We start from the raw sequence: 25,224 nt of genomic DNA, 5'->3' as shown, positions 1-25,224 counted from the left end.
TACGCTGAATTCGCCGCTGAAAAAACCGCAAGGAACTATCCGCGCGAATATTTCTCTATGTTGGCATCGGTTAGCCAGCGCGGGGCATTGTAAGGCGCACGCCGCCTGATTAGACTGCCTCGAAACTCGTACACACAGCCTTTTCAAGGACTTATATGATCAAGAAATGCTTGTTTCCAGCAGCCGGTTACGGCACTCGCTTCCTCCCAGCGACCAAAGCCATGCCTAAAGAAATGCTGCCGGTGGTAAACAAGCCACTGATCCAGTACGGCGTTGAAGAAGCACTGGACGCGGGCCTGACTGAGATTTCCATCGTCACCGGCCGTGGCAAGCGTGCTCTGGAAGACCACTTCGACATCAGTTACGAGCTGGAAAACCAGATCAAGGGCACCGACAAGGAAAAGTACCTGGTCGGTATCCGCAAGCTGTTGGACGAGTGCTCGTTCTCCTACACCCGTCAGACCGAAATGAAAGGTCTGGGCCACGCGATCCTGACTGGCCGCCCGCTGATCGGTGACGAACCGTTCGCCGTGGTTCTGGCGGACGACCTGTGCGTCAACATCGATGGCGACGGCGTGCTGACCCAGATGGTCAAGCTGTACAAGCAGTTCCGTTGCTCGATCGTCGCCATTCAGGAAGTCGATCCGCAGGAAACCAACAAGTACGGCGTAATCGCTGGCGAAATGATCCGCGACGACATCTACCGCGTACACAGCATGGTCGAGAAGCCTAAGCCGGAAGACGCGCCGTCGAACCTGGCGATCATCGGTCGCTACATCCTGACCCCGGACATCTTCGACCTGATCGAACAGACCGAGCCAGGCAAGGGCGGCGAAATCCAGATCACCGACGCCCTGATGAAGCAGGCCCAGAACGGCTGCGTGATGGCCTACAAGTTCAAGGGCAAGCGTTTCGACTGCGGTGGTGCGGAAGGCTACATCGACGCGACCAACTTCTGCTTCGAAAACTTCTACAAGACTGGCAAGGCTTACTAATAGTCTTCGCCTCGTCTGCAAAAGAAAGCCACCTTCGGGTGGCTTTTTCATTTTCCGCCCTTATATGGATGGCATTGCTTGCCCAATGGATGACTGCGGGTATGCTGATGGCCTGCCGAGGAGATAGAAATGGCCTACGATTTTGACCTTTATGTGATTGGTGCCGGTTCCGGCGGTGTGCGCGCTGCGCGGTTTGCCGCCGGCTTCGGGGCGAAAGTGGCGGTGGCCGAGAGCCGTTACCTGGGCGGCACGTGCGTCAACGTCGGCTGCGTGCCGAAAAAGCTGCTGGTTTACGGCGCGCATTTTGCCGAGGACTTCGAGCAGGCGTCCGGTTTTGGCTGGAACCTGGGCGAGGCCAACTTCGACTGGGCCACGCTTATCGCCAACAAGGATCGCGAGATCAATCGCCTTAACGGCATTTATCGCAATCTGCTGGTCAACAGCGGTGTGACCCTGCACGAGGCGCACGCGAAAATCGTTGGGCCGCACGAGGTCGAGGTCAACGGCGAACGCTACACCGCCAAAAATATCTTGATCGCGACTGGCGGCTGGCCGCAGATTCCTGAAATCCCGGGGCACGAGCATGCGATCGGTTCGAACGAAGCGTTCTTCCTGAAAGAGTTGCCCAAGCGTGTGCTGGTGGTGGGTGGCGGTTATATCGCGGTCGAGTTTGCCGGGATTTTCCATGGCCTCGGTGCCAACACCACGCTGCTGTATCGCGGCGATCTGTTCCTGCGTGGTTTCGATGGGTCGGTGCGCAAGCACCTGCAAGAAGAATTGACCAAGCGCGGCCTCGACCTGCAATTCAATGCCGACATCGCACGCATCGACAAACAGGCCGACGGTAGCTTGAAAGCGACGCTCAAGGATGGTCGTGTACTCGAAGCCGATTGCGTGTTCTACGCCACTGGTCGACGTCCGATGCTGGACAACCTGGGCTTGGAAAATACCGATGTGCAACTGGACGACAAGGGCTTCATCAAAGTCGACGACGCGTACCAGACCACCGAGCCGTCGATTCTGGCGCTGGGCGACGTCATTGGTCGCGTGCAGCTGACACCGGTCGCGCTAGCCGAAGGCATGGCTGTGGCGCGGCGTCTGTTCAAGCCGGAGCAATACCGTCCGGTGGATTACAAAATGATCCCGACCGCCGTGTTCAGCCTGCCAAACATCGGCACAGTCGGTTTGAGCGAGGAAGAAGCGCGCGAATGCGGCCATGAGGTGGTGATTTTCGAGAGTCGCTTCCGCCCGATGAAGCTGACCCTGACTGATTGTCAGGAGAAAACCCTGATGAAGCTGGTGGTCGACGCCAAGACCGACAAGGTACTTGGCTGCCACATGGTCGGCCCGGACGCTGGCGAGATCGTGCAAGGTCTGGCGATCGCCTTGAAGGCTGGCGCAACCAAGCGCGACTTCGACGACACCATCGGGGTGCACCCGACGGCCGCCGAAGAGTTCGTCACCATGCGCACACCGGTCAGCGCTTAAGCGTCTTTCGCTTTGGCTGAGTCTGGCGCTGCCGCAACGGTAGCCGCCAGACGCTGGCTGTCCTCAAGGCTCGCCTGAGCCTTGAGCAACTCCTTTTCCAGCGACTGATTGAGCTGCGTCTGTTCGTCGACGCTCTGCTTGAGCGCCTGGCTTTCCAGCGTCGCGACGCGCAGACGTTCCTGGAGGAGGGTGCGCTCGCTGTCCATGCGCGTGGCCTGCTCGAGCAATTGATCCTGCCGCTGATTGCTCTGCTTGAGCTGATCCTGCAACAAGTTCAGCTCGCGCTGGGTGCCACGGTTTTCGGTGAGCAGGCGTTCGTTGTCGCGGTGCAACTGTGTGATCTCATCCTGACGCACCAGCGCGCTCTGCTGGGCTTGACGCAGTTCCGCCTGAATCTGCTGGATTTGCCCTTCATGGCGGGCCTGTTCCTGCTCGCGCTGTTCCTTGGTGGCGTTACGGTAATGCTCCAGCGCATCGCGGGCGTGCAGGTGTTTTTCTTCCAGTGAGCGGATCTGCTCGTCCTTGTCCTGCAGGCGCAATTCGAAGTCGGCCAGTGCCTGATTCAGACCGGCGTTGCGCGTCTGTTCGGTTTGCAGCATCGAGCGGGTGTTAGTCAGCGCCTCGGATTCGCGTTGCAGCGCGGCGCCCTGAATGTCGTGGTCGTGTTCGAGTTTTTCCAGCGCCTGGCGAACCTGTTTCAGCTCGTTTTCCAATGCTTCGCGTTGCTCCTCGAACTGTTCGCGGGCTTGCTCGATGGGCTCCTGCGCCTGTTCTTTCAGGCGCTGGGCGAGGCGAGAGACGAGGGCGGTCAGCTCATCATCGATCGGTTCTGCTGACGCTTCTGCGGGTTGTGCGCCGTCGTCCAGTTCTTTCAGGTAACGATGGATCGTGGTTTTCGAGCCGGTGTTGCCCATTTCGATGCGTACGGCATCGATGCTTGGGTGTTCGCCGCGCGCCAGGATCGCTGTGCGCGCAATTTGCACCAGTGCTTTGGTAATGCCGCCACGGGCCATGTGAACTCCTACGTTTACGTACTGTGGTACATGCCACTAAAGTACGCAGTGTACCATGCTGAAAATATAGGTAAATCTTTGAACTAAAACAGGCGGGATATACTGGTATTACCCAATGTCAGGCGGCAAAATGCGCACCTGCATCAGTGAACCCGTACGCCAGCGAGAAAACTGCCATGAGCGACATCGATCGATATCTGCAAGCCGCCACCCGCGACAACACTCGCCGCAGCTATCGCATGGCGATCGAGCACTTCGAGGTGACGTGGGGCGGATTTCTCCCGGCTACTGCTGACAGCGTTGCGCGCTATCTGGTGGAGCACGCCGGGGTGCTGTCGATCAATACGCTGAAGTTGCGTCTGTCCGCGCTGGCGCAGTGGCACAACAGTCAGGGCTTTGCCGATCCGACCAAGGCGCCAGTGGTGCGTAAGGTGTTCAAGGGCATTCGTGCTTTGCATCCAGCACAGGAAAAACAGGCTGAGCCGTTGCAGTTGCAGGATCTGCAACGAGTGATCGATTGGCTTGAGCAGGAGGTGCAGACTGCCCGGCAGGAACAGGACCGCCCGACCTTGCTCAAGGCTTATCGGGATCGCGCGCTGATTCTGTTGGGCTTCTGGCGGGGTTTTCGCAGCGATGAGTTATGCCGCTTGCAGATCGAGCATGTGCAGGCGAGTGCTGGCAAGGGCATCACTTTGTATCTGCCGCGCAGCAAGGGCGACCGGGAAAACCTCGGACAGACCTATCAGGCCCCAGCGCTGCTCAAGCTGTGTCCCGTGCAGGCTTACATCGACTGGATTACCGAGGCTGCGCTGGTACGCGGCGCGGTGTTCCGCAGCATTGATCGCTGGGGCAATCTGAGCGAGGAGGGCTTGCACGCCAACAGCATCATTCCCTTGTTGCGCCAAGCGTTGCAGCGCGCCGGAATTGCCGCCGCCAACTACACCAGCCATTCACTGCGGCGTGGCTTTGCCACATGGGCGCATCAAAGCGGCTGGGACCTGAAATCGCTGATGAGCTACGTCGGCTGGAAGGACATGAAATCCGCCATGCGCTATGTTGAGGTCAGCCCATTCCAGGGAATGGCTCGGATTATGGATAAGCCGGATCAAGCGTAGAGATCGTTTTCTTCTATTAATACAGTCAGCTAATAGCGAAAACAAATCAGCAGCATCAGGTTTGCCAATGAGCCTTCCGTCGAGTGAGTGGGTAGGATTCACCCATCAACTTCATAACCCCTGACGGAGAGTCATCGATGCCTATCATCAACAGCCAAGTAAAACCGTTCAAAGCTACCGCGTTCAAAAACGGCGACTTCGTTCAAGTCTCGGATGCTGACTTGAAGGGCAAGTGGTCCGTAGTGTTCTTCTACCCAGCCGACTTCACCTTCGTTTGCCCAACCGAGCTGGAAGACCTGGCTGACAACTACGCTGAGTTCAAGAAGCTGGGCGTGGAAATCTATAGCGTTTCGACCGACACCCACTTTGCTCACGCTGCCTGGCACAACACTTCGCCAGCCATCGGCAAAATCGAATACACCATGATCGGCGACCCGACCCACGTCATCTCGCGCAACTTCGACGTGCTGATCGAAGAAGCTGGTCTGGCTGACCGTGGTACCTTCGTGATCAACCCTGAAGGCCAGATCAAAATCGTTGAACTGAACGATGGCGGCGTTGGCCGTGACGCTTCCGAGCTGCTGCGCAAGATCAAGGCTGCTCAGTACGTCGCTGCACACCCAGGCGAAGTTTGCCCGGCCAAGTGGAAAGAAGGCGAGGCCACTCTGGCTCCGTCGCTGGACCTGGTCGGCAAGATCTAAGTCTGTGACATGCAACGCAGGGCGGCACGCCGCACCTTCTTAAGTTAGCTGCACCGCCCAATAAAAATGCCCGGGCGAGATTCGCTCGGGCTTTTTTTCGCCTCAAATAAAGGAAATCGCCCGTATGTTGGACGCCAATCTTAAAGCCCAGTTGAAATCGTACCTGGAACGGGTCACCCAACCGATCGAGATCGTTGCATCCCTCGACGACGGTGCGAAATCCCGTGAAATGCTGGACCTGCTGAAAGACGTTGCCAGTCTTTCGAGCCAAATTACCCTGATCGACAGCGGTGACGATGCCCGCAAGCCATCGTTCTCGATCAATCGCCCAGGAGCCGACATCAGCCTGCGTTTCGCCGGTATTCCGATGGGCCACGAATTCACCTCGCTGGTGCTGGCCCTGCTGCAAGTCGGCGGCCACCCGTCGAAGGCCAGCGTTGAAGTCATCGAGCAGATTCGCTCGCTCAAAGGCGAGTTCAGCTTCGAGACTTACTTCTCGCTGTCCTGCCAAAACTGCCCGGACGTCGTCCAGGCGCTGAACCTGATGGCCGTGCTCAACCCGAACATCCGCCACGTCGCCATCGACGGCGCGCTGTTCCAGGACGAAGTCAACGATCGCAAGATCATGGCCGTGCCGAGCATCTACCTCAACGGCGAAAACTTCGGCCAGGGCCGCATGGGCCTGGAGGAAATCCTCGCCAAACTCGACACCGGCGCGATTGAGCGTCAGGCCGAGAAAATCAGCGCCAAGGAAGCCTTTGACGTGCTGGTCGTCGGCGGTGGCCCGGCGGGTGCTTCGGCCGCTATCTACGCCGCACGTAAAGGCATCCGCACCGGTGTCGCGGCTGAGCGCTTTGGCGGTCAGGTGCTCGACACCATGGCCATCGAGAACTTCATTTCCGTGCAGGAAACCGAAGGGCCGAAACTGGCCACGGCGCTGGAAGAACACGTCAAGCAGTACGACGTCGACATCATGAACCTGCAACGCGCCGACAAGCTGATCCCGGGCAAGAATGGCGAGTTGCACGAAGTCCACTTCGCCAGTGGCGCAACTCTGAAAGCCAAAAGCGTAATCTTGGCGACCGGCGCACGCTGGCGCGAAATGAACGTTCCGGGCGAGCAGGAATACCGCAACAAAGGCGTGGCGTACTGCCCGCACTGCGACGGCCCGTTGTTCAAAGGCAAGCGCGTGGCGGTGATCGGCGGCGGTAACTCCGGCGTTGAAGCGGCCATCGATCTGGCCGGTATCGTGTCGCACGTAACGTTGCTGGAATTCGACGTGCAACTGCGTGCCGATGCCGTGCTGCAACGCAAGCTGCACAGCCTGCCGAACGTCACCGTGATCACCAGTGCGCAAACCACTGAAGTCACCGGCAATGGCGAGAAGGTCAACGGTCTGCGTTACAAGGATCGCACCACAGATGAGCTGCGCACGGTTGAGCTGGAAGGCATCTTCGTACAGATCGGTCTGCTGCCGAACACCGATTGGCTGAAGGGCACCATCGAGCTGTCGCCGCGTGGCGAGATCATTGTCGATAATCGTGGCGAGACTTCGATCTCGGGGATCTTTGCAGCGGGCGACGTGACGACTGTGCCGTACAAGCAGATCGTGATCGCAGTGGGCGAGGGCGCCAAGGCTTCGCTGAGTGCGTTCGATCACTTGATCCGGACTTCGGCCCCGGCGTAACTGCCAGGTCGAAAACTAAAAAACCCATGAGCGATCATGGGTTTTTTTTGCCTGTCACAAAACCAAATGTGGGAGCGAGCCTGCTCGCGAAAGCGAAGTGTCATTCATCGATGATGTTGACTGGCCGGACGCCTTCGCGAGCAGGCTCGCTCCCACAATGGATTTATATCGTCAGTTACAGCGGTGCAGGCTGAATGATCTCGACCCAGTAGCCATCCGGATCCTTGATAAACGCCAGGCTCTTCATCCGGCCATCGGTCAGACGCTTCTGGAAATCGCAACCCAGCTCTTCAAAGCGTGCACATGCTGCAACGATATCCGGCACTGAGATGCAGATGTGGCCGAAACCGCGCGGGTCGGTGTTGCCATTGTGATAGGCGAAGTCGGCATCGTTTTCGGTGCCGTGGTTGTGGGTCAGTTCGAGAATGCCCGGGATCGATTTCATCCATTCGGTACGCGCGGCGGCGTCGGTCGGGATCTGTGATTTATCGACCAGCGCGAGGAAGTACAGGCTGAACTCGGCTTCCGGGAAATCACGCTTCTCGACCAGCGAGAAACCCAGTACACGGGTGTAGAAATCCAGCGACTTGGTGATGTCCTTCACGCGCAGCATGGTGTGGTTGAACACGAAGTTGCGGGTTGCGCTGTCTGGCGTAGCTGTCACGCCGGGAAAAGTGTTCAGTTCGTTGAGGCTCATGGGCCCTCCAATGACAATGGGCGAGTGAATGGGCGCAATGATACGCATGCTGGCCGGCATCGCCAAATGCAAGGCGGGCTTGCCCTGCGCGTAGGCGGGGCTCAGACTTGCCTTCTATCCATGAGTGCGTCCGGCAATGATCCGACTGTTGAAATCCGTGTTTGTTTTTTTTGCTTTGTCGTCGGCTGTGGTTTTCCCTGCCATGGCCGAACCAGGCATCACCTGGCCGGCAGGCTGGAAGGTTGAACCGTTGCCGGGCACCGCGCCGCCAGTCTCGCGACAACGGGCGGTGAAGCTCGACGCCGACGGTAACCAGGTGATGGTGATGGAATTGACCATGACCCAAGTGGAGGCGGGGCATCAGGTCAATCTGCAAGGCGTGCTGCTGGAGATGCGCAAATCCATTCAGAAGGATTTTTTACGCAGTGGTTATCAGAGCGTCTGCAACCGCATTCATCCGGCTGCGCTCGGCTCATTGTCCGGGCTGGAGACGACCTGCACGGTCACCGAGAACGGTCGACACGTATTATCACAAACGTTGGTGGCAGCTGTGGAAACAGACAAGGCTTACGTACTTTCATATGCCGGACAGGCCGAGGTTTATAAGGCGAGCGTCGACGATATAGAAGCGGCGCGCAAAAGCCTGAAATTATAAACGTTCGTACTAACTCGCAGCAGTCCGCTTACCGGAAAGGATTAAGCACATAGTTTGATCAAGCGCTCGAGGTAACATCGCGCAGCAAAATGTTTAGCCTGATGATTCAGAAGCGTTACACAAATTTCCAACTTGTTCGATGAAAATCATTTCATTTGTTAGATATTGTCAATAAAAAAGCCCTGCATCAGTCAGGGCTTTTTGTTGGCGTCAGATTAACCGCGCAACCATGAATCCACGGTGGCTGCACCGTACTGCTCTTTCCAGGCTTTCAGACCGCGATGGTTGCCGCCCTTGGTTTCGATCAGCTCGCCAGTGTGCGGGTTCTGATAAACCTTGACCACGCGGGCGCGGCGGGTCTTGGGCGCTGCGGACTGCTGCAGACCGGACTTTGCCGGGTTTGGATCAAGGATGGCGATGATGTCTTTCAGGCCTTTGCCATAGGTTTTCATCAGTCCCTGGAGCTTTTCTTCGAATTCGATTTCTTTCTTCAGCCCGGCATCGTTCTTCAGCGATTCCAGCTGTTTTAGCTGTTCCTGAAGGGCCTTTTCAGCTGCGCGAAATTCAGCGAGTCTGGACAATATCTTTACTCCAATAGTGTGTTTGGCTGATACCAACCGCAAACAAAGCTATAAGCCAAGAGCCTGGAAGCGACTCGGTGATAATTGGCTCACCTGCCAGTCTGGCTCAGGTTGAAAAAATTGTAGTAGTTAATGCGACAAGAGTAAATCCTGATGTTGTCGCCATGTAACAACAATGACTTTTTGTATCAATTTGGTGCGGTTGTTCGGCGGGCAGTGTCGGCGATTTAATGATGAGTTAATGCTTCGAGGAAATCAGCGCCAGGCATCGGTCTACCGTACAAATAGCCCTGCAAAAAGTTAACGTTATGCTCGGTCAGGTAATCAGCCTGGGCCTGAGTTTCGACACCTTCGGCAACAATGCCCAAGTCCAGTTTGGCCGACAGTTCAATGATGGAGTCGAGAATATGCCTCGATAAGGCGTCTACACCGATCATGGCCACGAAGCTCTGATCGATCTTTAGAAAGTCGACGTTGAAGGTGCGCAGATAACCAAGGCTCGAGTGTCCGGTACCAAAGTCGTCGATCGCGATTTTTACTCCCAGTGCATGCAATTGCTCAAACAGCTGAAGCGTGATGTCGTTCGGCTCGATCAGTTCGCGCTCCGTCAATTCCAGCACCAGTTCAACGCTGCCTGGCGCAAACGCCGCCAGGAGGTCACGGCAATCCTCGACCAGTTCCAGATCCTGGCAGTGGCTGGCGGTGATATTGATGCCGATATGAAAAGGTTTGACGAAGGTTGCGCAGTGCGGCCCCAGCAGGACCGCAGTCTGTTGCATCAGGGCGCGGGTCATCGGCACGATCAACCCCGAGTGCTCGGCAAATGGAATGAAAAGGTCCGGGCGTACCAGGCCCTCTTTCGGATGATTCCAGCGCATCAGTATTTCGGCACCCGACCATTGCTTGGTGTCACCATGAACCACTGGCTGGAAGTAGGGAATGAACTCCCCGGCTTCCAGCGCGCGCAGCATTTCGTGGCTGGGCGAGGTCGATCGCTTCTGGACGAAGTGGCCAATGGCACCGGAGACTGCACCGAAGAAAATCAACAGACTGAACAGCGGAGGATATTCCGCCGCCATGTAACGCCGGACTTCGCCTTTGGGGAAACCGGCCGCCACTTTGAAACCGTAACGCTTGGATTCCAGCAGGCTGTGCGCGACCGGCGGGGCAGGCAGTGATCCCTGATGAACTTTGTCGTCGGCGGACAGCCAGTTATCGCCCACTTGCAACGTCAGCAATGTCTGGCGGCCGATCAGGCGCAGGATGTTGCTCAAGTGATAGCCATCCAGTGTGGTCAGTGCGCCACCGCGACCGTCGCTGAGACGGTAGATCAACAATGCCGTATCGGGCGTCACCGGATTGCCGTTCATCAACCACAGTTTGCCTTGATGATAGTCCCCGGCATTGACGGCTTCCTGGAACGCCCCGAAGAGTGAGCTGCAGTAGAGATTGTTGTCCCAGACCAGATTGGTCGAGCGCACGAAGGGGCGGCGGGTCACTTGTTCGCGCAGGGCCAGTTTCACCTCTTCGCAATTTTTCCCGGCAAGCGGCAGCAGGACCCGAGCGGCTTCTGCCGTGTTATCGAGCATCAGATCGAACTGTCGCAGCGCTTGTTCGGCCGTTTCCCCGGCACTTTGCTGCAGTGTGCGTTCTGCCTGCATATAAAGAATCCCACTGCCCAGCACGATCGGCAGCAGACCGCTGAGCACAGTCACGGCGATTCGGGTGCTGCGTTTGCGGCGGGTTCGACGGGTCAGCGGCATGGACACATCCTGTGGTCTAGAAATCCGACCCGATAAACAATTGAGCCAGAGGGGAGAATAGATCGCAGATGGCTCTTGCGCCGTACGAAAAAAAGCGGATTTTATACAGAGGGCAGACAGGTCCCGTTACGCTGTGTAGAATCGATTTACGCATACAATAATAATCGTCTTCTGGCAGCAGAAGCCTCGCCCGCAAGAGCCTTGGGTCGACAATGAAGATATTCGGGTTCCAACTGATCTACGGAGACTTCCTCGCGCGCAGCGTGCGTGGCATCTCCTGTGCGCCTCCCTCTACATCACTTTCCTGACAAATAACCCTGGTTAATTGATAAGAAATGATGAGGCGTCACCATGGCAGATTTATACGAAAACCCAATGGGCCTGATGGGCTTTGAGTTCATCGAGTTCGCAGCGCCGACTCCCGGCACGCTGGAGCCGATCTTCGAGATCATGGGCTTCACCAAAGTCGCGACCCACCGTTCCAAGAACGTGCACCTCTATCGTCAGGGCGCGATCAACCTGATCCTCAATAACGAACCCAACAGCGTCGCCTCGTACTTCGCCGCCGAACACGGCCCGTCCGTTTGCGGCATGGCGTTTCGCGTCAAGGATTCGCAGAAAGCCTATTCCCGCGCACTCGAACTCGGCGCTCAGCCGATCCACATCGAAACCGGTCCGATGGAGCTGAACCTGCCGGCGATCAAAGGCATCGGTGGCGCGCCGCTGTATCTGATCGACCGTTTCGGCGAAGGCAGCTCGATCTACGACATCGACTTCGTGTTTATCGACGGTGTTGATCGCAACCCGGTTGGCGCCGGCTTGAAGATTATCGATCACCTGACTCACAACGTTTATCGCGGTCGCATGGCGTACTGGGCGAACTTCTACGAGAAGCTGTTCAACTTCCGTGAAATCCGTTACTTCGACATCAAAGGCGAGTACACCGGTCTGACTTCGAAAGCCATGACCGCACCGGATGGCATGATCCGCATCCCGCTCAACGAAGAGTCGTCCAAGGGCGCCGGGCAGATCGAAGAGTTCCTGATGCAGTTCAACGGCGAAGGCATCCAGCACGTTGCGTTCCTCACCGACGACCTGATCAAGACCTGGGATCAGCTGAAGAAAATCGGCATGCGCTTCATGACCGCGCCGCCGGACACCTACTACGAAATGCTTGAAGGTCGCCTGCCGAACCACGGCGAGCCGGTCGATCAGCTGCAATCACGCGGCATCCTGCTCGACGGTGCCTCGGAGCAGGGCGACAAGCGTCTGCTGCTGCAGATCTTCTCGGAAACCCTGATGGGGCCGGTGTTCTTCGAATTCATCCAGCGCAAGGGTGACGACGGTTTCGGCGAGGGCAACTTCAAGGCTCTGTTCGAATCGATCGAGCGTGACCAGGTGCGTCGTGGTGTGCTGACCACCGAGTAATCTCAAATGAAAAAATCCCGGCCTGCAGAAATGCAGGGCCGGGATTTTTTTAAGATCAAAAGATCGCAGCCTTCGGCAGCTCCTACATTTGGAATGCATTTTTCCTGTAGGAGCTGCCGAAGGCTGCGATCTTTTGCTTTTAAGAGCGGCGTTGGCGCGTCAAGTGTTTGAAGCCCTCGAAAACCAGCACCACAACCGCCAGCCAGATCGGGATGTAAGTCAGCCACTCGCCCGACTTGATGCTTTCTCCCAGCAACAACGCCACCGCAAGCAGCAACACCGGTTCAACATAACTCAACAAACCAAACAGACTGAACGGCAGCAAACGGCTGGCGATGATGTACACCACCAGCGCGGAAGCGCTGATCAGGCCGAGCAGCGGAATCAGCCACATCAGTCCCGGATATTGATCGAACACGGCCAGGCCCTGTTCGCCGCCCTGCACAAACCAGTAAGCGACCGGCAGCATCAGGGTCATGTCGACCCACAGGCCACCCAAATTGTCGGTTTTCAGGTATTTGCGCAGTACGAAGTACAGCGGATAACCGACCACGACCACCAGCGTCGCCCAGGAAAAACCACCCACCTGATACAACTCGTTCAACACGCCGAGGCTGGCGAAAAATACGGCGATTTTCTGCAGGTAAGACAGGCTCTCGCCATAGGCAATCCGCCCGGTGAGCACCATTGCCAGTGGCAACAGGAAATAGCCCAGCGATACATCCAGGCTGTAGTTATTGAGCGGTGCCCACATGAACAGCCACAGCTGAACCCCGAGCAGGGCGGAAGAAACCAGCAGCCCGGCAATCAGCTTCGGCCTGGCTGCGATCAATCGGAACAGCTCCAGCACCCGCCGCCATTCCCCGGAAACCAGCATGAACACGGTCATGCACGGCACGGTCAGGAGCATGCGCCAGCCGAAGATCTCCACACCGCTCAGAGGCGTCAGCAGCGACGTGTAGTAATACATCACGGCAAACAGCACCGAGGCTGAAACCGATAGAGCGATACCTTTAGACAAACTGTCCTCGCGACGTGATGGTTGAACGGGGCGCGCAGGATACGTGGTTTTTGTGTTGAATATTGAGCAGATGCTCAGTATTCGAAACATATCGCGTCCATTCGGTCATGCGAACCTCGTCAAAAGAAGCTGGCAGTTGCAGCATAGATGGCAAATGGAGCGGCGTTAGAGGGCGCCGCCCGGATTGCTCTTGAATGGATTGCCGAAGTGCTTGAGGTACAGCTCACCGAATTTGTACGAGGCGTAATCGGACACATGGCCGATGTCGCGGTACACCGGCACGCCATTGACGCTGGTCAGGCAAGTACCGTCCGTGCATTGCACTTTTTTTGGATCAAGGACGATCAGTTGTGGATATTCAACCTGCAATTGGCCGAAAAGTCTGGTCAAGAAGGGGTCCTCAAGGCCTGACCATGTCACCGCGGCACATGAACGGCTTTGTTCAGCGCTGCCGAGCATCCCGCGTAACTTGACCTGTCTGAGCAGGCATTCATTGATTCTGGCGGGCATGGGCAATGTGCTCATTAGCACAATCGGCGTGGCACCCGAGTCGACGATGATGTCCAGTGCCTGGCGAACCGCGACCTCAAGTCGTTGCTGCGTCAGTTCCAGGCTGCGTGGGTCATCGAGTTTCGTGACAATCGTGGCTGTGAGATAGGCCTCCCAGAACTGGCCAATGATCACGTACTGGAAATGGCTGTCCGCAATCAGGTGGTAATAGTGTTGGGCAGCCGTATGGCACTTTTCATAAAGCGCGTTTTTGGCCTTGTACCAGTCGTAGAGATAGATGCCGGGCAGGGTCAGACAGGCCGGATAACCTTGGGCAAGAACCGACAGGCCGGCATCCTTGGCCAGCGTTTCGATAAATCCCCAATAGTGATTCGAATAGGAATCTCCGATCAGCAAAGCCTGCGGCTTGGCCAGCGGCGCGCCCAGGACGCAGTCAGGATCAACCTTTTCGCTGTTACCCAGGCAGTCCTCACGATGGCTCGGTACGAATGCCTTCAGCGTGCTGAACATCGCGATCGAATCGTCACCAAAACGGTTCGGCCACCCGTCATGATTCCTGCCGGCGGAGTGCAGCAGCGACAGGCCGATGGCGGGCAGCAGTATCAACAGCAGTACGGTCTTGCCGAATCCGGCCCGAACCTTGCGAAACCTGTTTTCGATAAGCCAGAAGGAGAGGTAGCCCATCGCGAACGTGGCGGCGAAATAGCCGACTGTTACCGCTGGGCTCAGATCGACGCCCAGGTAGGCCAGCACCGCCAGAATCGGCCAATGCCACAGATACAGCGAGTAGGAAAGGGTGCCAATGAACACCAGCGGTTTGAATGCAAGGACAGCCGAGGTGATGCTCACATTACCTATGCCGCGAACCAGCAGCAGGGCCGTGGCGACGCATACCGCGACCGCGTGATAGTTGGGGAATCCGCTGAGGATATCGTCCTGGACCGCACAATAGGCAATCGTGACGAGCGCAACCGCGCAAATGAGCGAAGCGCTGACACGACTCAGGCGAAACCTGTCCGCGCTGAACATGACGGCGCACGATCCAATCATCAATTCGAAGATGCGCGCGGTAAAAAAGTAATAGTTCAGGTCGGGAGTGACCTGCGACAGATACAGCGCCAGCGCCGTGGCGGCAAGGGTCAAACCCAGCACCGCGCTGCTCAAAGCCCGTTTCGCCACATAGCGATGCAGCAGCCAGATACCCAACGGTAGCAGCAGGTACCACTGCCATTCGATCGCCAGTGACCAGGTGTGCAACAGCGGAAGACTGGCGGCATCGGGCGTGGCGTAACCGGAAGTCACCTTGGAAAAATACTGGTTGGAGATCAGTAATGAGGTGTACTTCTCGCTTTTCAGGAAGTCGACGTAGTCATCGGGCAGATAAAGCAGCGTGGTAACCAGCAAGGTCACAACCAACAGCGCAACAACGGCCGGTTGCAAGCGCCAGATGCGCCTGACGTAAAAACCCGTGAAGCTGAACGTGCCGTTCTCCAGCGACTTCATGATGATAGAGGTGGTGAGATACCCGGAGATCACGAAGAAGATATCCACGCCGATAAAACCGGACGGGAATAACGTCATCCCTGCGTGAAATATCAGCACCAGCAGGACAGCGACAGCCCGCAGGCCATCGATGTCGGCACGGTATCGGAGACCTGCCCTGTGCGATTCACAGCTGGCGACCTCCAGGGACCGCGAGGTGTCGAATGCTTCCTTGTTATCGAACGCGTTAAACATCGCGCGCAATGGCTTGCGGACAAAATCGATGGGCCGATTGAACATTGACTATCCTTGGCAGACTTATTCGAGCGAGCGACCATTAGGCGCGGCTGCGTAAGCACGGTTCCATGGAATGGCAAAGTATAGAGATTTTGTTACAACGGCTCTGATCGGCTTCGACGCTGGTCTGCTCGCCGAACATCATCGTGCAAAGTGAAACCGAATAAAAAAACGGCCCGTAAGGGCCGTTTTGTTCATGCACGCGAGCTCAAGCCCGCAACGTCCGCGTCATCCGCAACGCCAGCAGACTCCCGCCAACGATCACCGCCGCCAGCACATACAACGCCGCATCCGTCGAGCCAGTGCTGTCCTTGACCCAACCCACCAGGTACGGGCTGAGGAACCCGGCCATCTGCCCCATCGAGTTGATCAGCGCCAGACCGCCAGCCGCCGCGCCCGCGCTCAGCATGGCGGTCGGCACCGGCCAGAACATCGGCAGACCAGTCAGTGCGCCCATGGTCGCTATGGTCAGGCCGAGAATCGCAATCGCCGGATTGGCCGCGAAATTCACCGCGATCACCAGCCCGACAGCGCCCATCAGCATCGGCACCACCAAGTGCCAGCGGCGCTCCTTGCGCAAATCCGCCGAGCGGCCGACGACCAGCATGAACACTGCCGCGAGCAGATACGGAATCGCACTCAGCCAGCCGATCACCAGGTTATCGCTGAAGCCGAGGTTCTTGATGATCGACGGCAGCCAGAAGTTGATCGCATACACGCCGCTCTGGATGCAGAAATAGATCAGGCCGAAGGCCCAGATCGCAGGATTCTTGAACACCGCAAGCAGTGAGTCGGTGGCGGTTTTAGGTTTATTGGCAAGGTCTTCGGCGTGGTCGGCTTCGAGCACCGAACGCTCGTGGGCGGTCAGCCATTTGGCATTGGCGAAGCTGTCGCTCAACAGGAAATACGCCAGTGCGCCGAGGATCACGGTCGGAATGCCTTGCAGGAGGAACATCCACTGCCAGCCGGCCAGGCCACCCTGGCCAGCGGCGAAGTGGTTGAGAATCCAGCCGGAAAACGGGCTGCCGAGCAAACCGGAGACGGGGATTGCCGACATGAACAACGCCATGATCCGGCCACGGCGGAAGGTCGGGAACCACTGCGAGAGATACAGCACGACGCCCGGGAAGAAACCGGCTTCAGCGGCACCGGTGAAAAAGCGCAGGGTGTAGAACTCGGTCGGGGTGGTGACGAACAACAGGCAGGTCGACAGCGTGCCCCAGGTGATCATCATCAAGGCAATCCAGCGCCGAGGACCGAAGCGGGTCAGTGCCAGGTTGCTCGGCACGCCGCACAGCACATAACCGATGAAGAAAATCCCGGCGCCGAGGCCGTACACCGTTTCGCTGAATTTCAGTGCGTCAAGCATCTGCAATTTGGCGAAGCCGACGTTGACCCGGTCGAGGTAGTTGAACAGGTAGCAGATGAAAATGAAGGGAATCAAACGCAGGGTGATGCGTTTGTAGACGGCGTTTTTACCGTCGTCGATGGTCTGGGTAGCTGCGGCGCTCTGCGACATAGCGGCTCTCTCTTTATTATGATTTTTTGCGATGCAAAGGGTAACGTTGATCGCCCTGAGAGTCTCGGCCACCTTTGGCCGGATTGTCTTTGTGCCTGAGCACAGGGTTTGCCGCCAGACCCTGTGCGGCTGAACAACCGTCCGTGCCTGAAATGAAGGATTGCCGCCGCTATGTTCGAACTCGATCACGACCTTGCCCAGGACATCGTCGACCGGGCCATGGCCATTTTGCCGTACAACGTCAACGTCATGGACAGTCAGGGCCTGATCCTCGGCAGCGGTGAACCGGAGCGCATCAACACCCGGCATGAAGGCGCGCAACTGGTGCTGGCCAACGGGCGTGTGGTGGAAATCGATGCGCAAACGGCGGTGCACCTCAAAGGCGTGCAACCGGGCATCAACCTGCCGCTGTTGCTCGATCAGCGCTTGATCGGCGTGCTTGGCATCACTGGCGAGCCGGAGCAATTGCGCACCTACGCCGAGCTGGTGCGCATGACCGCTGAAATGCTCGTCGGCCAGCGCAACCAGCAGGCCGAGCAGCAATGGCGACGGCAGCGTTGCGATGATCTGCTGGCTTTGCTGTTGAGCGAGGCGGGGGATTCGCCGCGCCTGATCGATGAGGCGCAGCAGCTTGGGCTCAAGCCGCAATTGACCCGGGTGCCGTATCTGTTTGAGCTGGGTCTTGAGCACGGGCCGGGGCAAACCGTCGAGGCACTGAGTGCGTGGCTGACCTCGCGGTATCCCGACAGTTGGTGCGTGAGTTCGGCGAAGTCGTCGCTGTTGTGGTGTCGCCCGGCGAGCCAGAACGTCGAGCACGATCGCCTGCTGGAAAAGCTCGATGGCCTCGGCTGGAAGATTCTGCGCATCGCCGTCGGTGGGCAGGCGGATGGTCTGGCCGGGTTGCGTCGCTGTTATCGACGGGTCGGCGATTTGCTCGCTTATGGTCGTGACGTGCTGCCGAATTCGCGGCTGCTGACGCTCAATCGTTATCGCTTGCCGGTCATGCTATGGCGACATCGCAACGACGATGCGCTGGACGAACTGCTCAAGCCGCTGCGCAAGGTCATCGCCAAGGACAGCAGCGGCCAGTTGCTGGCGACGCTGCGCAGTTGGTGCGAGCACGACGGGCAGAGCCAGGCCTGTGCCGAAGCGCTGGGCATCCATCGCAACAGCCTGCGCTATCGCATGGAACGGATTGCCGAGTTGAGCGGGGTAGATCCGTTGAAGCTGGACGGGATGCTGGCGTTGTATCTGGGGGTGCAGTTGCTGCCGCAGACTGATCCGAATTGATCGGTGTATTTCGGGGCCCCTTCGCGAGCAGGCTCGCTCCCACAGTGGCATGCATTTCAAATGTGGGAGCGAGCCTGCTCGCGAAGAGGCCGGAACATCCAGCGCCAGCCCTTTGTGGAAATGAACAATAAACGCCGACGCCACTTGTGCACCCGACCGGCGTCAAGGCGCAGGCCGACTGGCAGCATGAATGCCACTGCAACCGGAGAATTCCCATGAAGATCGTCATCGCCCCCGACTCGTTCAAGGACAGCCTGAGTGCCCAAGGCGTTGCCGAAGCCATCGCCCTCGGACTGGCGCAGGTCTGGCCGCAGGCGACGCTGGTCAAATGCCCGATGGCCGACGGCGGCGAAGGCACGGTCGAGTCGATTCTTGCAGCCTGCGAAGGTGAGTTACGCCGCACCCGCGTGCGCGGTCCACTGGGCGCGCCGGTCGATGCTGCTTGGGGCTGGCTACCGCACAACCACACCGCGATCATAGAAATGGCCGAGGCGAGCGGTCTGCAACTGGTCCCGCCGGGACAGCGCGATGCCTGCATCAGCAGCACGTTTGGCACCGGTGAACTGATTCGTGCAGCGCTGGATGCCGGCGCGCAACGGGTGATTCTGGCGATTGGCGGCAGCGCGACCAATGATGGCGGTGCGGGTGCGATGCAGGCATTGGGTGTGAAGTTGCTGGATGCGCAGAATCAGTCGCTGGTACCCGGCGGCCTGGCCTTGGCGCAACTGGCGCGATTGGACCTGAGTGGACTTGATCCGCGCCTGGCCGATGTGCGTTTCGACATCGCCGCCGACGTCAATAATCCACTCTGCGGGCCCCACGGCGCCTCGGCCATTTTCGGCCCGCAGAAGGGCGCATCGCCTGCGCAGGTTGAGCAGCTCGATCAGACGCTGGGGCACTTCGCCGAGCTTTGCGCGCAAGCATTGGGCAGAGACGTGCGCGATGAACCGGGCAGCGGCGCGGCGGGTGGTCTGGGGTTTGCGGCCAAGGCTTTTCTCGGTGCGCAGTTTCAGGCGGGCGTCGAGGTGGTAGCGGAACTGGTCGGGCTCGCTGAGGCAGTCAAAGGTGCGGATCTGGTGATTACCGGCGAAGGCCGCTTCGATGCGCAGACCCTGCGCGGCAAAACGCCGTTCGGTGTTGCGCGACTTGCCAAACAGCACGCCGTGCCGGTGATCGTGATTGCCGGGACCTTGGGCGATGGCTATCAGGAGCTCTATCAGCATGGCATCGACGCCGCGTTCGCCGTGACCAGCGGACCGATGACTCTGGAACAGGCCTGCGCCGAAGCCCCGCGCCTGCTGCGTGAACGCGCAACCGATATTGCTCGGGTCTGGCAACTCGCCACCAAACGCTGATCGGCTTGCCTATGTAGGAGCTGTCGAGTGCAACGAGGCTGCGATCTTTTGATCCTGCTTTTAAAAGTCAAAAGATCGCAGCCTCGTTGCACTCGACAGCTCCTACCAATGGCAGCGGAGCAGTGTTTGATCGTTGTCACGTCCCGAAAAATATTTACCGCAGACCCGAAACCTTCCTCAAGCCTGGCCGATACAACGGTCAGGCGCACACAAAACCACAATTCAGTGCCGCCGGACTGTCGCCCGCTATGGGCCAGTGCTCACGGCATGGACGCTCGCAGTTTCTTTCTTTCGAGAGTCCGACCATGTCCCTGCGTAACCTGAATATCGCGCCACGTGCTTTCCTCGGTTTTGCCTTTATCGCCTTGCTGGTGATTGTCCTCGGCGTGTTCGCCGTCAGCCGCATGACGGTCATTCGTCAGGCGTCGATCGACATGGACACCAACCAGTTGCCCAGCGTGACCCACCTCAGCGTGGTCACGGAAAACGTCCTGCGCATGCGCATTCTCTCGTTCCGTGTGCTGGTCAATCGCGAACCGGCCAGCCTGCAAGAGGCAGAAACCCGCATCGCGGTGCTGGTCGACAAGGTGCGCAAAGCACAGGCCAACTACGCTGCGTTGCCAGCAGGCCCGGAAGAGCGCGCGGTCTTCCAGACGTTTTCGACGACGCTCGATAATTACCTGCAAGCGCAGAATCAGATGATTGAGCTATCGCGCAAAGGCGATCTGGAAGCGATGCGCGCGTTGATCAACACGCGTATCAAGGAAGGCACCGATCAGATGGGCGAGCAGCTCAACAAGCTGATCGGCATGAATACCGCCGGGGCCAGAGCGGCGGCCACCAAGGCCGGTGAAAACTATGACAGCGCCATCACCGGGATCATCATCGTCGCCGTGATTGCGGCGCTAGCCACCGTGTTGCTCGCCTGGTTGCTGACCCGCAGCATCGTCACGCCGCTCAACCGCGCCGTGCTCGCTGCGCAAACCATTGCCGACGGTGACCTCAGCAAAGCCATCGAAGTCGACGGCAAGGACGAACCGGCGCGCTTGCTTGAAGCCTTGGCGGCGATGCAGACCAACCTGCGCAAAACCATCGAGCAGATCGCCGGTTCCGCCACGCAACTGGGCGCCGCTGCCGAAGAACTCAGCGCCGTTACCGAAGAAGCCTCTCGCGGACTACAACAGCAGAACAACGAAATCGAACAAGCCGCCACTGCCGTCAACGAGATGACCGCTGCGGTGGAAGAAGTGGCGCGCAATGCCGTTTCGACTTCCGAGGCGTCCAACCAGTCGACCCACGCCGCCCGCGAAGGTCGCGATCAGGTGGTGAAAACCGTCGACGCGATCCAGACCATGACTCACGACGTGCAGAACACCGCGCAGATGATCGAAGGCCTCGCCGCGCAAGGTCGTGACATCGGCAAGGTGCTGGACGTGATTCGGGCCATCGCCGAGCAGACCAACCTCTTGGCGCTCAACGCTGCAATTGAAGCGGCGCGGGCTGGCGAGGCCGGACGTGGTTTTGCCGTGGTGGCTGACGAAGTGCGCGCCTTGGCCCATCGCACCGCGCAGTCGACTCAGGAAATCGAAAAAATGGTCGCCGGCATCCAGAACGGCACCGGTGAAGCGGTTTCGTCGATGCAGCAAAGCAATCAGCGCACCCAGTCCACGCTGGAAATGGCCCGCGCGGCCGGTGTGGCGCTGGAGCAGATCACTCAATCGATTCACCAGATCAACGAGCGAAACCTGGTTATCGCCAGCGCTTCGGAAGAGCAGGCGCAAGTCTCCCGCGAAGTCGATCGCAACCTGGTCAACATTCGCGACCTCGCCACGCAATCGGCCGCCGGCGCCAACCAGACCAGCGCCGCGACCCACGAACTGTCGCGGCTGGCAGTGGATTTGAACGCCATGGTGGCGCGTTTCGTGATTTGAGATACGGTGAAGGCTGGAAACCGCGCTAACAGGAGACGTACATGCGCTATTCAGCCTTGACCCAACGAATCGCCGGGGAGGGTGCCGCTGCCTGGCAGATTCACGACCGAGCGCTGGAACTGCGCGCCGACGGCGTTGATGTTTTGTTGTTGAGCGTCGGCGATCCGGATTTCGATACGCCGTTGCCGATTGTCCATGGTGCGATTGACAGCCTGTTGGCCGGCGACACCCATTACTCCGATGTGCGTGGGCGGTTCGAGCTGCGCTGGCTGATTGCCGAGCGTCATCGCCAGCGCAGTGGTCAACGGGTTGATCCTGATCAGGTGATTGTCCTGCCCGGCGCGCAATGCGCGGTGTATTCGGTGGCGCAGTGTCTGCTCGATCCGGGCGATGAAGTGATCGTCGCCGAGCCGATGTACGTTACCTACGAAGGAGTGTTTGGCGCTTGCGGTGCCAAGGTAATTGCCGTGCCGGTGCGCCCGGAGAACGGTTTTCGTGTCGACCCCGCCGATGTCGCCTCGCGCATTACCCCGCGAACTCGCGCGATGCTGCTCAACAGCCCGAACAATCCCAGCGGCGCGAGTCTGCCCTTGCTGATCTGGCAGGAACTGGCAGCGCTGTGCATTCGCCATGACCTGTGGCTGATCAGCGATGAGGTGTACAGCGAGCTTTTATACGAAGGGGAGCACATCAGCCCGGCGAGCCTGCCGGGCATGGCCGAGCGCACCGCGACGATCAACAGTCTGTCGAAATCCCATGCGATGACCGGTTGGCGCATCGGCTGGATGATCGGCCCGAAACCCTTGGCCGAGCATCTGGTGAATCTGTCGCTGAGCATGCTCTTCGGTCTGCCGGATTTCGTACAGAAGGCCGCGCAAGTGGCGCTGCAAAGTGATCTGCCGGAAGTCTCTCAGATGCGTGAGGAGTATCGCTTGCGCCGCGATCTGGTCTGCGAACGTTTGTACGGTTGCCCTGGGTTGCAGCCGATCCGCCCGGATGGCGGCATGTTTGTGATGGTCGATGTGCGCCAGACTGGGCTTGGCGCTCAGGCATTTGCTGAGCGCTTGCTGGAGGGTTATGGCGTCTCTGTGCTGGCCGGCGAAGCGTTCGGGCCGAGCGCGGCGGGGCACATTCGCATCGGGCTGGTGGTGGATCGGGTCAAATTGGCGGATGCCTGCGCGCGGATTGCGTTGTGTGCGGTGCAGCTGTTGCAGGCGCGCAGTGCCTGAGGGTCTTGCATTGCCTGCCCCGGCGCCTTGCTGATCGTTCCCACGCTCCGCGTGGGAATGCCTGTAGGGACGCTCCGCGTTCCAGCTTTCGGAAGGGACGCGGAGCGTCCCGGGCTGCATTCCCACGCTGAGCGTGGGAACGATCAGTTTAGAGGATTCACCAGATTCGCCGGCCGCTGTCCGTTCAACGCCGCCAGCAGATTCTCCACCGCACACCGCGCCATCGCCTCACGCGTCTCATGGGTCGCCGAGCCCATGTGCGGCGTCGCCACCACGTTGCTCAACTGCAACAATGGCGAATCATGATTCAACGGCTCGCGCTCGAACACATCCAGCCCCGCCGCGCGAATGCGCTGGTTGCGCAACGCCTCGATCATTGCCGCCTCATCGACCACCTTGCCCCGCGAGATATTGATGAAGATGCTCTCCGGCCGCATCAGCGCAAATTGTTCCGCGCCGATCAAGCGTTCGGTCTGCGCCGTCAGAGGCAAAGTCAGGCAAATGAAATCGGCCTGCTGGAGCAACTCTTCGAGGCTGCGATATTGTGCGTCGAACCGCTCCTCGACCGCCGGTTTGCGCGACTGGCTGTGGTAGATCACCGGCATGCCGAAACCGAAACGCCCACGCTGGGCCAAGGCTTCGCCGATGCGGCCCATGCCGATGATGCCCAGCGTCTTGCCATGCACATCGGTGCCGAAATGCGCCGGGCCGATATTGCGGCTCCACTGCCCGCCACGGACCATGTTCGCCAGTTCAACCACACGCCGCGCGGCAGCGAGGATCAGGGCGAAACCGGTGTCGGCAGTGGTTTCGGTGAGCACGTCGGGAGTGTTGGTCAGCAGAATCTTGCGCCGGTTCAGATACTCGATGTCGTAGTTGTCGACACCCACCGAGACGCTGGCAATCGCCTCCAGCTGCGGCGCCAGATCCAGCAACGCCGCATCCAGTTTCAGGCTGGCGCCGAGCAAACCGTGGGCGCGGGGCAGGGCATCGCGCAACTGCATGAGGCCATCGGCGTTGAGGCTTTCGATCAGCGTTACGTCAAACTGCTCTTGCAGGCGCGCCATCAGCGCGGGCGAAAGTTTCTTGTACAGCACGACCTGTTTTTTCATGGCAAAAGTCCTTTCAGTAATGCGCCGGCACACGCGGTGTGGCGGCGGCTTTGGCGACGACGCGATCACTGGCGCCGGGCTTGAGGAAAATCGTCAGCACCACCGACAACAGCAACGCGCCGCTCATCAACAGGTAGGAGGCGCCGGGCGAGCCGGTGGAGCTGTTCAGGTAGCCGACCAGATACGAGCCGCCGAACGAGCCGAGCGCGCCCATGCTATTGATCAGCGCCATGGCGCCACCGGCAACGTTGGCCGGCAGGATCTCCGGAACGATGGCGAAAAACGGCCCATACGGCGCGTACATGCAGGCGCCGGCAATCACCAGCAACGTGTACGACCACCAGAAATGCTCGGCGCCCAACGCATACGAGCCATAAAACGCAATCGAAGCGATCAGCAGCGGTGGCCAGACGAAGCGTTTGCGCTTCTGCAATTTGTCCGAACCCCACGACACCGCGAGCATGCCCAGCACGGCCGCCAGATACGGCAGCGCCGACAGCCAGCCAGCCTCGATCATGTCCATTTGCGCGCCGGCCTTGAGGATCGACGGCAGCCACAATACGAAACCGTAGACGCCGATGCTCCAGCAGAAAAACTGCAGCGCCAGGATGATCACCTTCGGCGAACGGAAAGCCTCGGCGTAGTTCTTCACAGCCTTGATGCCGACCTGCTCTGCGGCGAGCGCGCTTTCCAGATCGTGTTTTTCCTGTTCATTGAGCCACTTGGCCTGGGCCGGACGATCATCGGCCAGACGCCACCAGATAAACGCCCACAACACTGCCGGCAGACCTTCGATGATGAACATCCAGCGCCAGCTGAAATGCTGCACCAGATAGCCCGACACCACCGACATCCACAGCATGGTCACCGGGTTGCCAAGGATCAGAAATGTGTTGGCCCGCGAGCGTTCGGCGCGGGTGAACCAGTGGCAGAGATAGACCAGCATCGCCGGCATCACCGCCGCTTCGACCACGCCGAGCATGAAGCGAATGACGATCAGCCAATAGGCGTTGGATACCACGCCAGTCAGCGTGGCGAGCCCGCCCCAGAGAATCAGGCTGACGAAAATCAGCTTCTTCACGCTGTGCTTTTGCGCGTAGATCGCGCCGGGTACCTGGAAGAAAAAGTAGCCGAGAAAGAACAGCGCGCCGAGCAGCGAGGACAGGCCCGGTGTGATCATCAGGTCTTCGGCCATGCCCGACGCGGCGGCGAAACCGTAGTTGGCGCGATCGAGATAGGCCAGGCTGTAAGTGATGAACACGATCGGCATGATGTACCACCAGCGGCGGGTGGCGAGGGTAGCGGTTTTCATCGGTGTGACTCCTGAGCTTGTTGTTTTTGTCGCAGCAGGTTCA

General features: G+C 58.8%; 20 protein-coding genes. 11 read left to right on the top strand and 9 right to left on the bottom strand.

From position 1 onward, the window contains the following. Positions 1–155 precede the first annotated feature (155 nt). Positions 156–995: a UTP--glucose-1-phosphate uridylyltransferase GalU gene (gene galU / locus AC0IXA_RS02610; RefSeq protein WP_024013124.1), complete on the top strand. Its 840-nt coding sequence runs from the start codon at positions 156–158 to the stop codon at positions 993–995. 129 nt (positions 996–1,124) lie between these two features. After that, a complete protein-coding gene (gorA, locus tag AC0IXA_RS02605) occupies positions 1,125–2,483 on the top strand; it encodes a glutathione-disulfide reductase (RefSeq protein WP_341637364.1) in 1,359 nt (452 codons plus the stop codon). On the opposite strand, the gene AC0IXA_RS02600 is transcribed toward gorA, so the two are convergent. Continuing rightward, positions 2,480–3,496 carry a DNA-binding protein gene (locus tag AC0IXA_RS02600; RefSeq protein ID WP_471811531.1) on the bottom strand — a complete coding sequence of 339 codons (1,017 nt, stop codon included), beginning with the start codon at positions 3,494–3,496 and terminating at the stop codon, positions 2,480–2,482. The genes gorA and AC0IXA_RS02600 overlap by 4 nt on opposite strands. A gap of 176 nt (positions 3,497–3,672) precedes the next feature. On the opposite strand from AC0IXA_RS02600, the gene AC0IXA_RS02595 reads away from it, so the two are divergent. The 3 genes from AC0IXA_RS02595 to ahpF all read left to right on the top strand — a co-directional run bounded on the left by AC0IXA_RS02595 (position 3,673) and on the right by ahpF (position 6,999). Next, positions 3,673–4,611 carry a site-specific integrase gene (locus AC0IXA_RS02595; RefSeq protein ID WP_323167980.1) on the top strand — a complete coding sequence of 313 codons (939 nt, stop codon included), beginning with the start codon at positions 3,673–3,675 and terminating at the stop codon, positions 4,609–4,611. Between the two features lie 137 nt (positions 4,612–4,748). Then, positions 4,749–5,312 (top strand): alkyl hydroperoxide reductase subunit C, encoded by a 564-nt coding sequence (gene ahpC / locus AC0IXA_RS02590; protein ID WP_016774916.1) that lies wholly within the window; start codon positions 4,749–4,751, stop codon positions 5,310–5,312. 124 nt (positions 5,313–5,436) lie between these two features. Continuing rightward, positions 5,437–6,999, top strand: a complete 1,563-nt coding sequence (gene ahpF, locus AC0IXA_RS02585) for an alkyl hydroperoxide reductase subunit F (protein ID WP_122506796.1) — start codon at positions 5,437–5,439, stop codon at positions 6,997–6,999. A gap of 175 nt (positions 7,000–7,174) precedes the next feature. Here ahpF and gloA read toward each other — a convergent pair whose 3' ends face one another. Further along, positions 7,175–7,696 carry a lactoylglutathione lyase gene (gene gloA, locus AC0IXA_RS02580; protein ID WP_071172594.1) on the bottom strand — a complete coding sequence of 174 codons (522 nt, stop codon included), beginning with the start codon at positions 7,694–7,696 and terminating at the stop codon, positions 7,175–7,177. A 136-nt stretch (positions 7,697–7,832) separates the two neighbouring features. Between gloA and AC0IXA_RS02575 the strand changes: the two genes are divergently transcribed. Next, positions 7,833–8,351, top strand: coding sequence for a DUF4946 domain-containing protein (locus AC0IXA_RS02575; RefSeq protein ID WP_471811529.1), 519 nt, complete (start codon positions 7,833–7,835; stop codon positions 8,349–8,351). A 215-nt stretch (positions 8,352–8,566) separates the two neighbouring features. Here the strand turns inward: AC0IXA_RS02575 and AC0IXA_RS02570 are convergent, their stop codons facing one another. Further along, positions 8,567–8,932, bottom strand: a complete 366-nt coding sequence (locus AC0IXA_RS02570; protein WP_016774912.1) for a histone-like nucleoid-structuring protein, MvaT/MvaU family — start codon at positions 8,930–8,932, stop codon at positions 8,567–8,569. Between the two features lie 227 nt (positions 8,933–9,159). Next, positions 9,160–10,695 carry an EAL domain-containing protein gene (locus AC0IXA_RS02565; protein WP_471811527.1) on the bottom strand — a complete coding sequence of 512 codons (1,536 nt, stop codon included), beginning with the start codon at positions 10,693–10,695 and terminating at the stop codon, positions 9,160–9,162. Between the two features lie 351 nt (positions 10,696–11,046). Between AC0IXA_RS02565 and hppD the strand changes: the two genes are divergently transcribed. After that, complete coding sequence (gene hppD, locus AC0IXA_RS02560) at positions 11,047–12,123, top strand: 4-hydroxyphenylpyruvate dioxygenase (RefSeq protein ID WP_122603697.1); 1,077 nt, start codon at positions 11,047–11,049, stop codon at positions 12,121–12,123. A gap of 139 nt (positions 12,124–12,262) precedes the next feature. Here hppD and rarD read toward each other — a convergent pair whose 3' ends face one another. The 3 genes from rarD to AC0IXA_RS02545 form a co-directional block, all read right to left on the bottom strand. Further along, entirely contained in the window at positions 12,263–13,144 is an 882-nt protein-coding gene (rarD, locus tag AC0IXA_RS02555) for an EamA family transporter RarD (protein ID WP_471811525.1), read from the bottom strand. Between the two features lie 165 nt (positions 13,145–13,309). Beyond that, positions 13,310–15,436 (bottom strand): acyltransferase family protein, encoded by a 2,127-nt coding sequence (locus tag AC0IXA_RS02550; RefSeq protein ID WP_122506801.1) that lies wholly within the window; start codon positions 15,434–15,436, stop codon positions 13,310–13,312. Positions 15,437–15,641: 205 nt separating this feature from the next. Further along, a complete protein-coding gene (locus AC0IXA_RS02545) occupies positions 15,642–16,952 on the bottom strand; it encodes an MFS transporter (protein ID WP_039762752.1) in 1,311 nt (436 codons plus the stop codon). A 171-nt stretch (positions 16,953–17,123) separates the two neighbouring features. On the opposite strand from AC0IXA_RS02545, the gene AC0IXA_RS02540 reads away from it, so the two are divergent. The 4 genes from AC0IXA_RS02540 to AC0IXA_RS02525 all read left to right on the top strand — a co-directional run bounded on the left by AC0IXA_RS02540 (position 17,124) and on the right by AC0IXA_RS02525 (position 22,757). Further along, the gene (locus tag AC0IXA_RS02540) at positions 17,124–18,242 is read left to right on the top strand and encodes a sugar diacid recognition domain-containing protein (protein ID WP_217848960.1); all 1,119 of its coding nucleotides are present in this window, start codon (positions 17,124–17,126) and stop codon (positions 18,240–18,242) included. A gap of 215 nt (positions 18,243–18,457) precedes the next feature. Further along, positions 18,458–19,597 (top strand): glycerate kinase, encoded by a 1,140-nt coding sequence (locus AC0IXA_RS02535; protein WP_341637369.1) that lies wholly within the window; start codon positions 18,458–18,460, stop codon positions 19,595–19,597. 305 nt (positions 19,598–19,902) lie between these two features. Continuing rightward, the gene (locus AC0IXA_RS02530) at positions 19,903–21,528 is read left to right on the top strand and encodes a methyl-accepting chemotaxis protein (RefSeq protein WP_471811522.1); all 1,626 of its coding nucleotides are present in this window, start codon (positions 19,903–19,905) and stop codon (positions 21,526–21,528) included. Between the two features lie 41 nt (positions 21,529–21,569). After that, the gene (locus AC0IXA_RS02525; RefSeq protein ID WP_341637371.1) at positions 21,570–22,757 is read left to right on the top strand and encodes a pyridoxal phosphate-dependent aminotransferase; all 1,188 of its coding nucleotides are present in this window, start codon (positions 21,570–21,572) and stop codon (positions 22,755–22,757) included. Between the two features lie 143 nt (positions 22,758–22,900). Here AC0IXA_RS02525 and AC0IXA_RS02520 read toward each other — a convergent pair whose 3' ends face one another. Continuing rightward, positions 22,901–23,869: a 2-hydroxyacid dehydrogenase gene (locus tag AC0IXA_RS02520; RefSeq protein WP_341637372.1), complete on the bottom strand. Its 969-nt coding sequence runs from the start codon at positions 23,867–23,869 to the stop codon at positions 22,901–22,903. Between the two features lie 13 nt (positions 23,870–23,882). Further along, a complete protein-coding gene (locus AC0IXA_RS02515) occupies positions 23,883–25,181 on the bottom strand; it encodes an MFS transporter (protein ID WP_122506808.1) in 1,299 nt (432 codons plus the stop codon). Positions 25,182–25,224 lie beyond the last annotated feature (43 nt).

The sequence above is a fragment of the Pseudomonas sp. AC083 genome (assembly GCF_979253165.1).
Note: the sequence above shows the minus strand (reverse complement) of the source record. Positions and strands in the feature narration are given on the sequence as shown.

Bases quoted from the DNA above. Each gene is read 5' to 3' on its own strand.
- galU (WP_024013124.1), top strand. From the start codon at position 156: ATGATCAAGAAATGCTTGTTTCCAGCAGCCGGTTACGGCACTCGCTTC.
- gorA (WP_341637364.1), top strand. From the start codon at position 1,125: ATGGCCTACGATTTTGACCTTTATGTGATTGGTGCCGGTTCCGGCGGT.
- AC0IXA_RS02600 (WP_471811531.1), bottom strand. From the start codon at position 3,496: ATGGCCCGTGGCGGCATTACCAAAGCACTGGTGCAAATTGCGCGCACA.
- AC0IXA_RS02595 (WP_323167980.1), top strand. From the start codon at position 3,673: ATGAGCGACATCGATCGATATCTGCAAGCCGCCACCCGCGACAACACT.
- ahpC (WP_016774916.1), top strand. From the start codon at position 4,749: ATGCCTATCATCAACAGCCAAGTAAAACCGTTCAAAGCTACCGCGTTC.
- ahpF (WP_122506796.1), top strand. From the start codon at position 5,437: ATGTTGGACGCCAATCTTAAAGCCCAGTTGAAATCGTACCTGGAACGG.
- gloA (WP_071172594.1), bottom strand. From the start codon at position 7,696: ATGAGCCTCAACGAACTGAACACTTTTCCCGGCGTGACAGCTACGCCA.
- AC0IXA_RS02575 (WP_471811529.1), top strand. From the start codon at position 7,833: ATGATCCGACTGTTGAAATCCGTGTTTGTTTTTTTTGCTTTGTCGTCG.
- AC0IXA_RS02565 (WP_471811527.1), bottom strand. From the start codon at position 10,695: ATGCCGCTGACCCGTCGAACCCGCCGCAAACGCAGCACCCGAATCGCC.
- hppD (WP_122603697.1), top strand. From the start codon at position 11,047: ATGGCAGATTTATACGAAAACCCAATGGGCCTGATGGGCTTTGAGTTC.
- AC0IXA_RS02550 (WP_122506801.1), bottom strand. From the start codon at position 15,436: ATGTTCAATCGGCCCATCGATTTTGTCCGCAAGCCATTGCGCGCGATG.
- AC0IXA_RS02545 (WP_039762752.1), bottom strand. From the start codon at position 16,952: ATGTCGCAGAGCGCCGCAGCTACCCAGACCATCGACGACGGTAAAAAC.
- AC0IXA_RS02540 (WP_217848960.1), top strand. From the start codon at position 17,124: ATGTTCGAACTCGATCACGACCTTGCCCAGGACATCGTCGACCGGGCC.
- AC0IXA_RS02535 (WP_341637369.1), top strand. From the start codon at position 18,458: ATGAAGATCGTCATCGCCCCCGACTCGTTCAAGGACAGCCTGAGTGCC.
- AC0IXA_RS02530 (WP_471811522.1), top strand. From the start codon at position 19,903: ATGTCCCTGCGTAACCTGAATATCGCGCCACGTGCTTTCCTCGGTTTT.
- AC0IXA_RS02525 (WP_341637371.1), top strand. From the start codon at position 21,570: ATGCGCTATTCAGCCTTGACCCAACGAATCGCCGGGGAGGGTGCCGCT.
- AC0IXA_RS02520 (WP_341637372.1), bottom strand. From the start codon at position 23,869: ATGAAAAAACAGGTCGTGCTGTACAAGAAACTTTCGCCCGCGCTGATG.
- AC0IXA_RS02515 (WP_122506808.1), bottom strand. From the start codon at position 25,181: ATGAAAACCGCTACCCTCGCCACCCGCCGCTGGTGGTACATCATGCCG.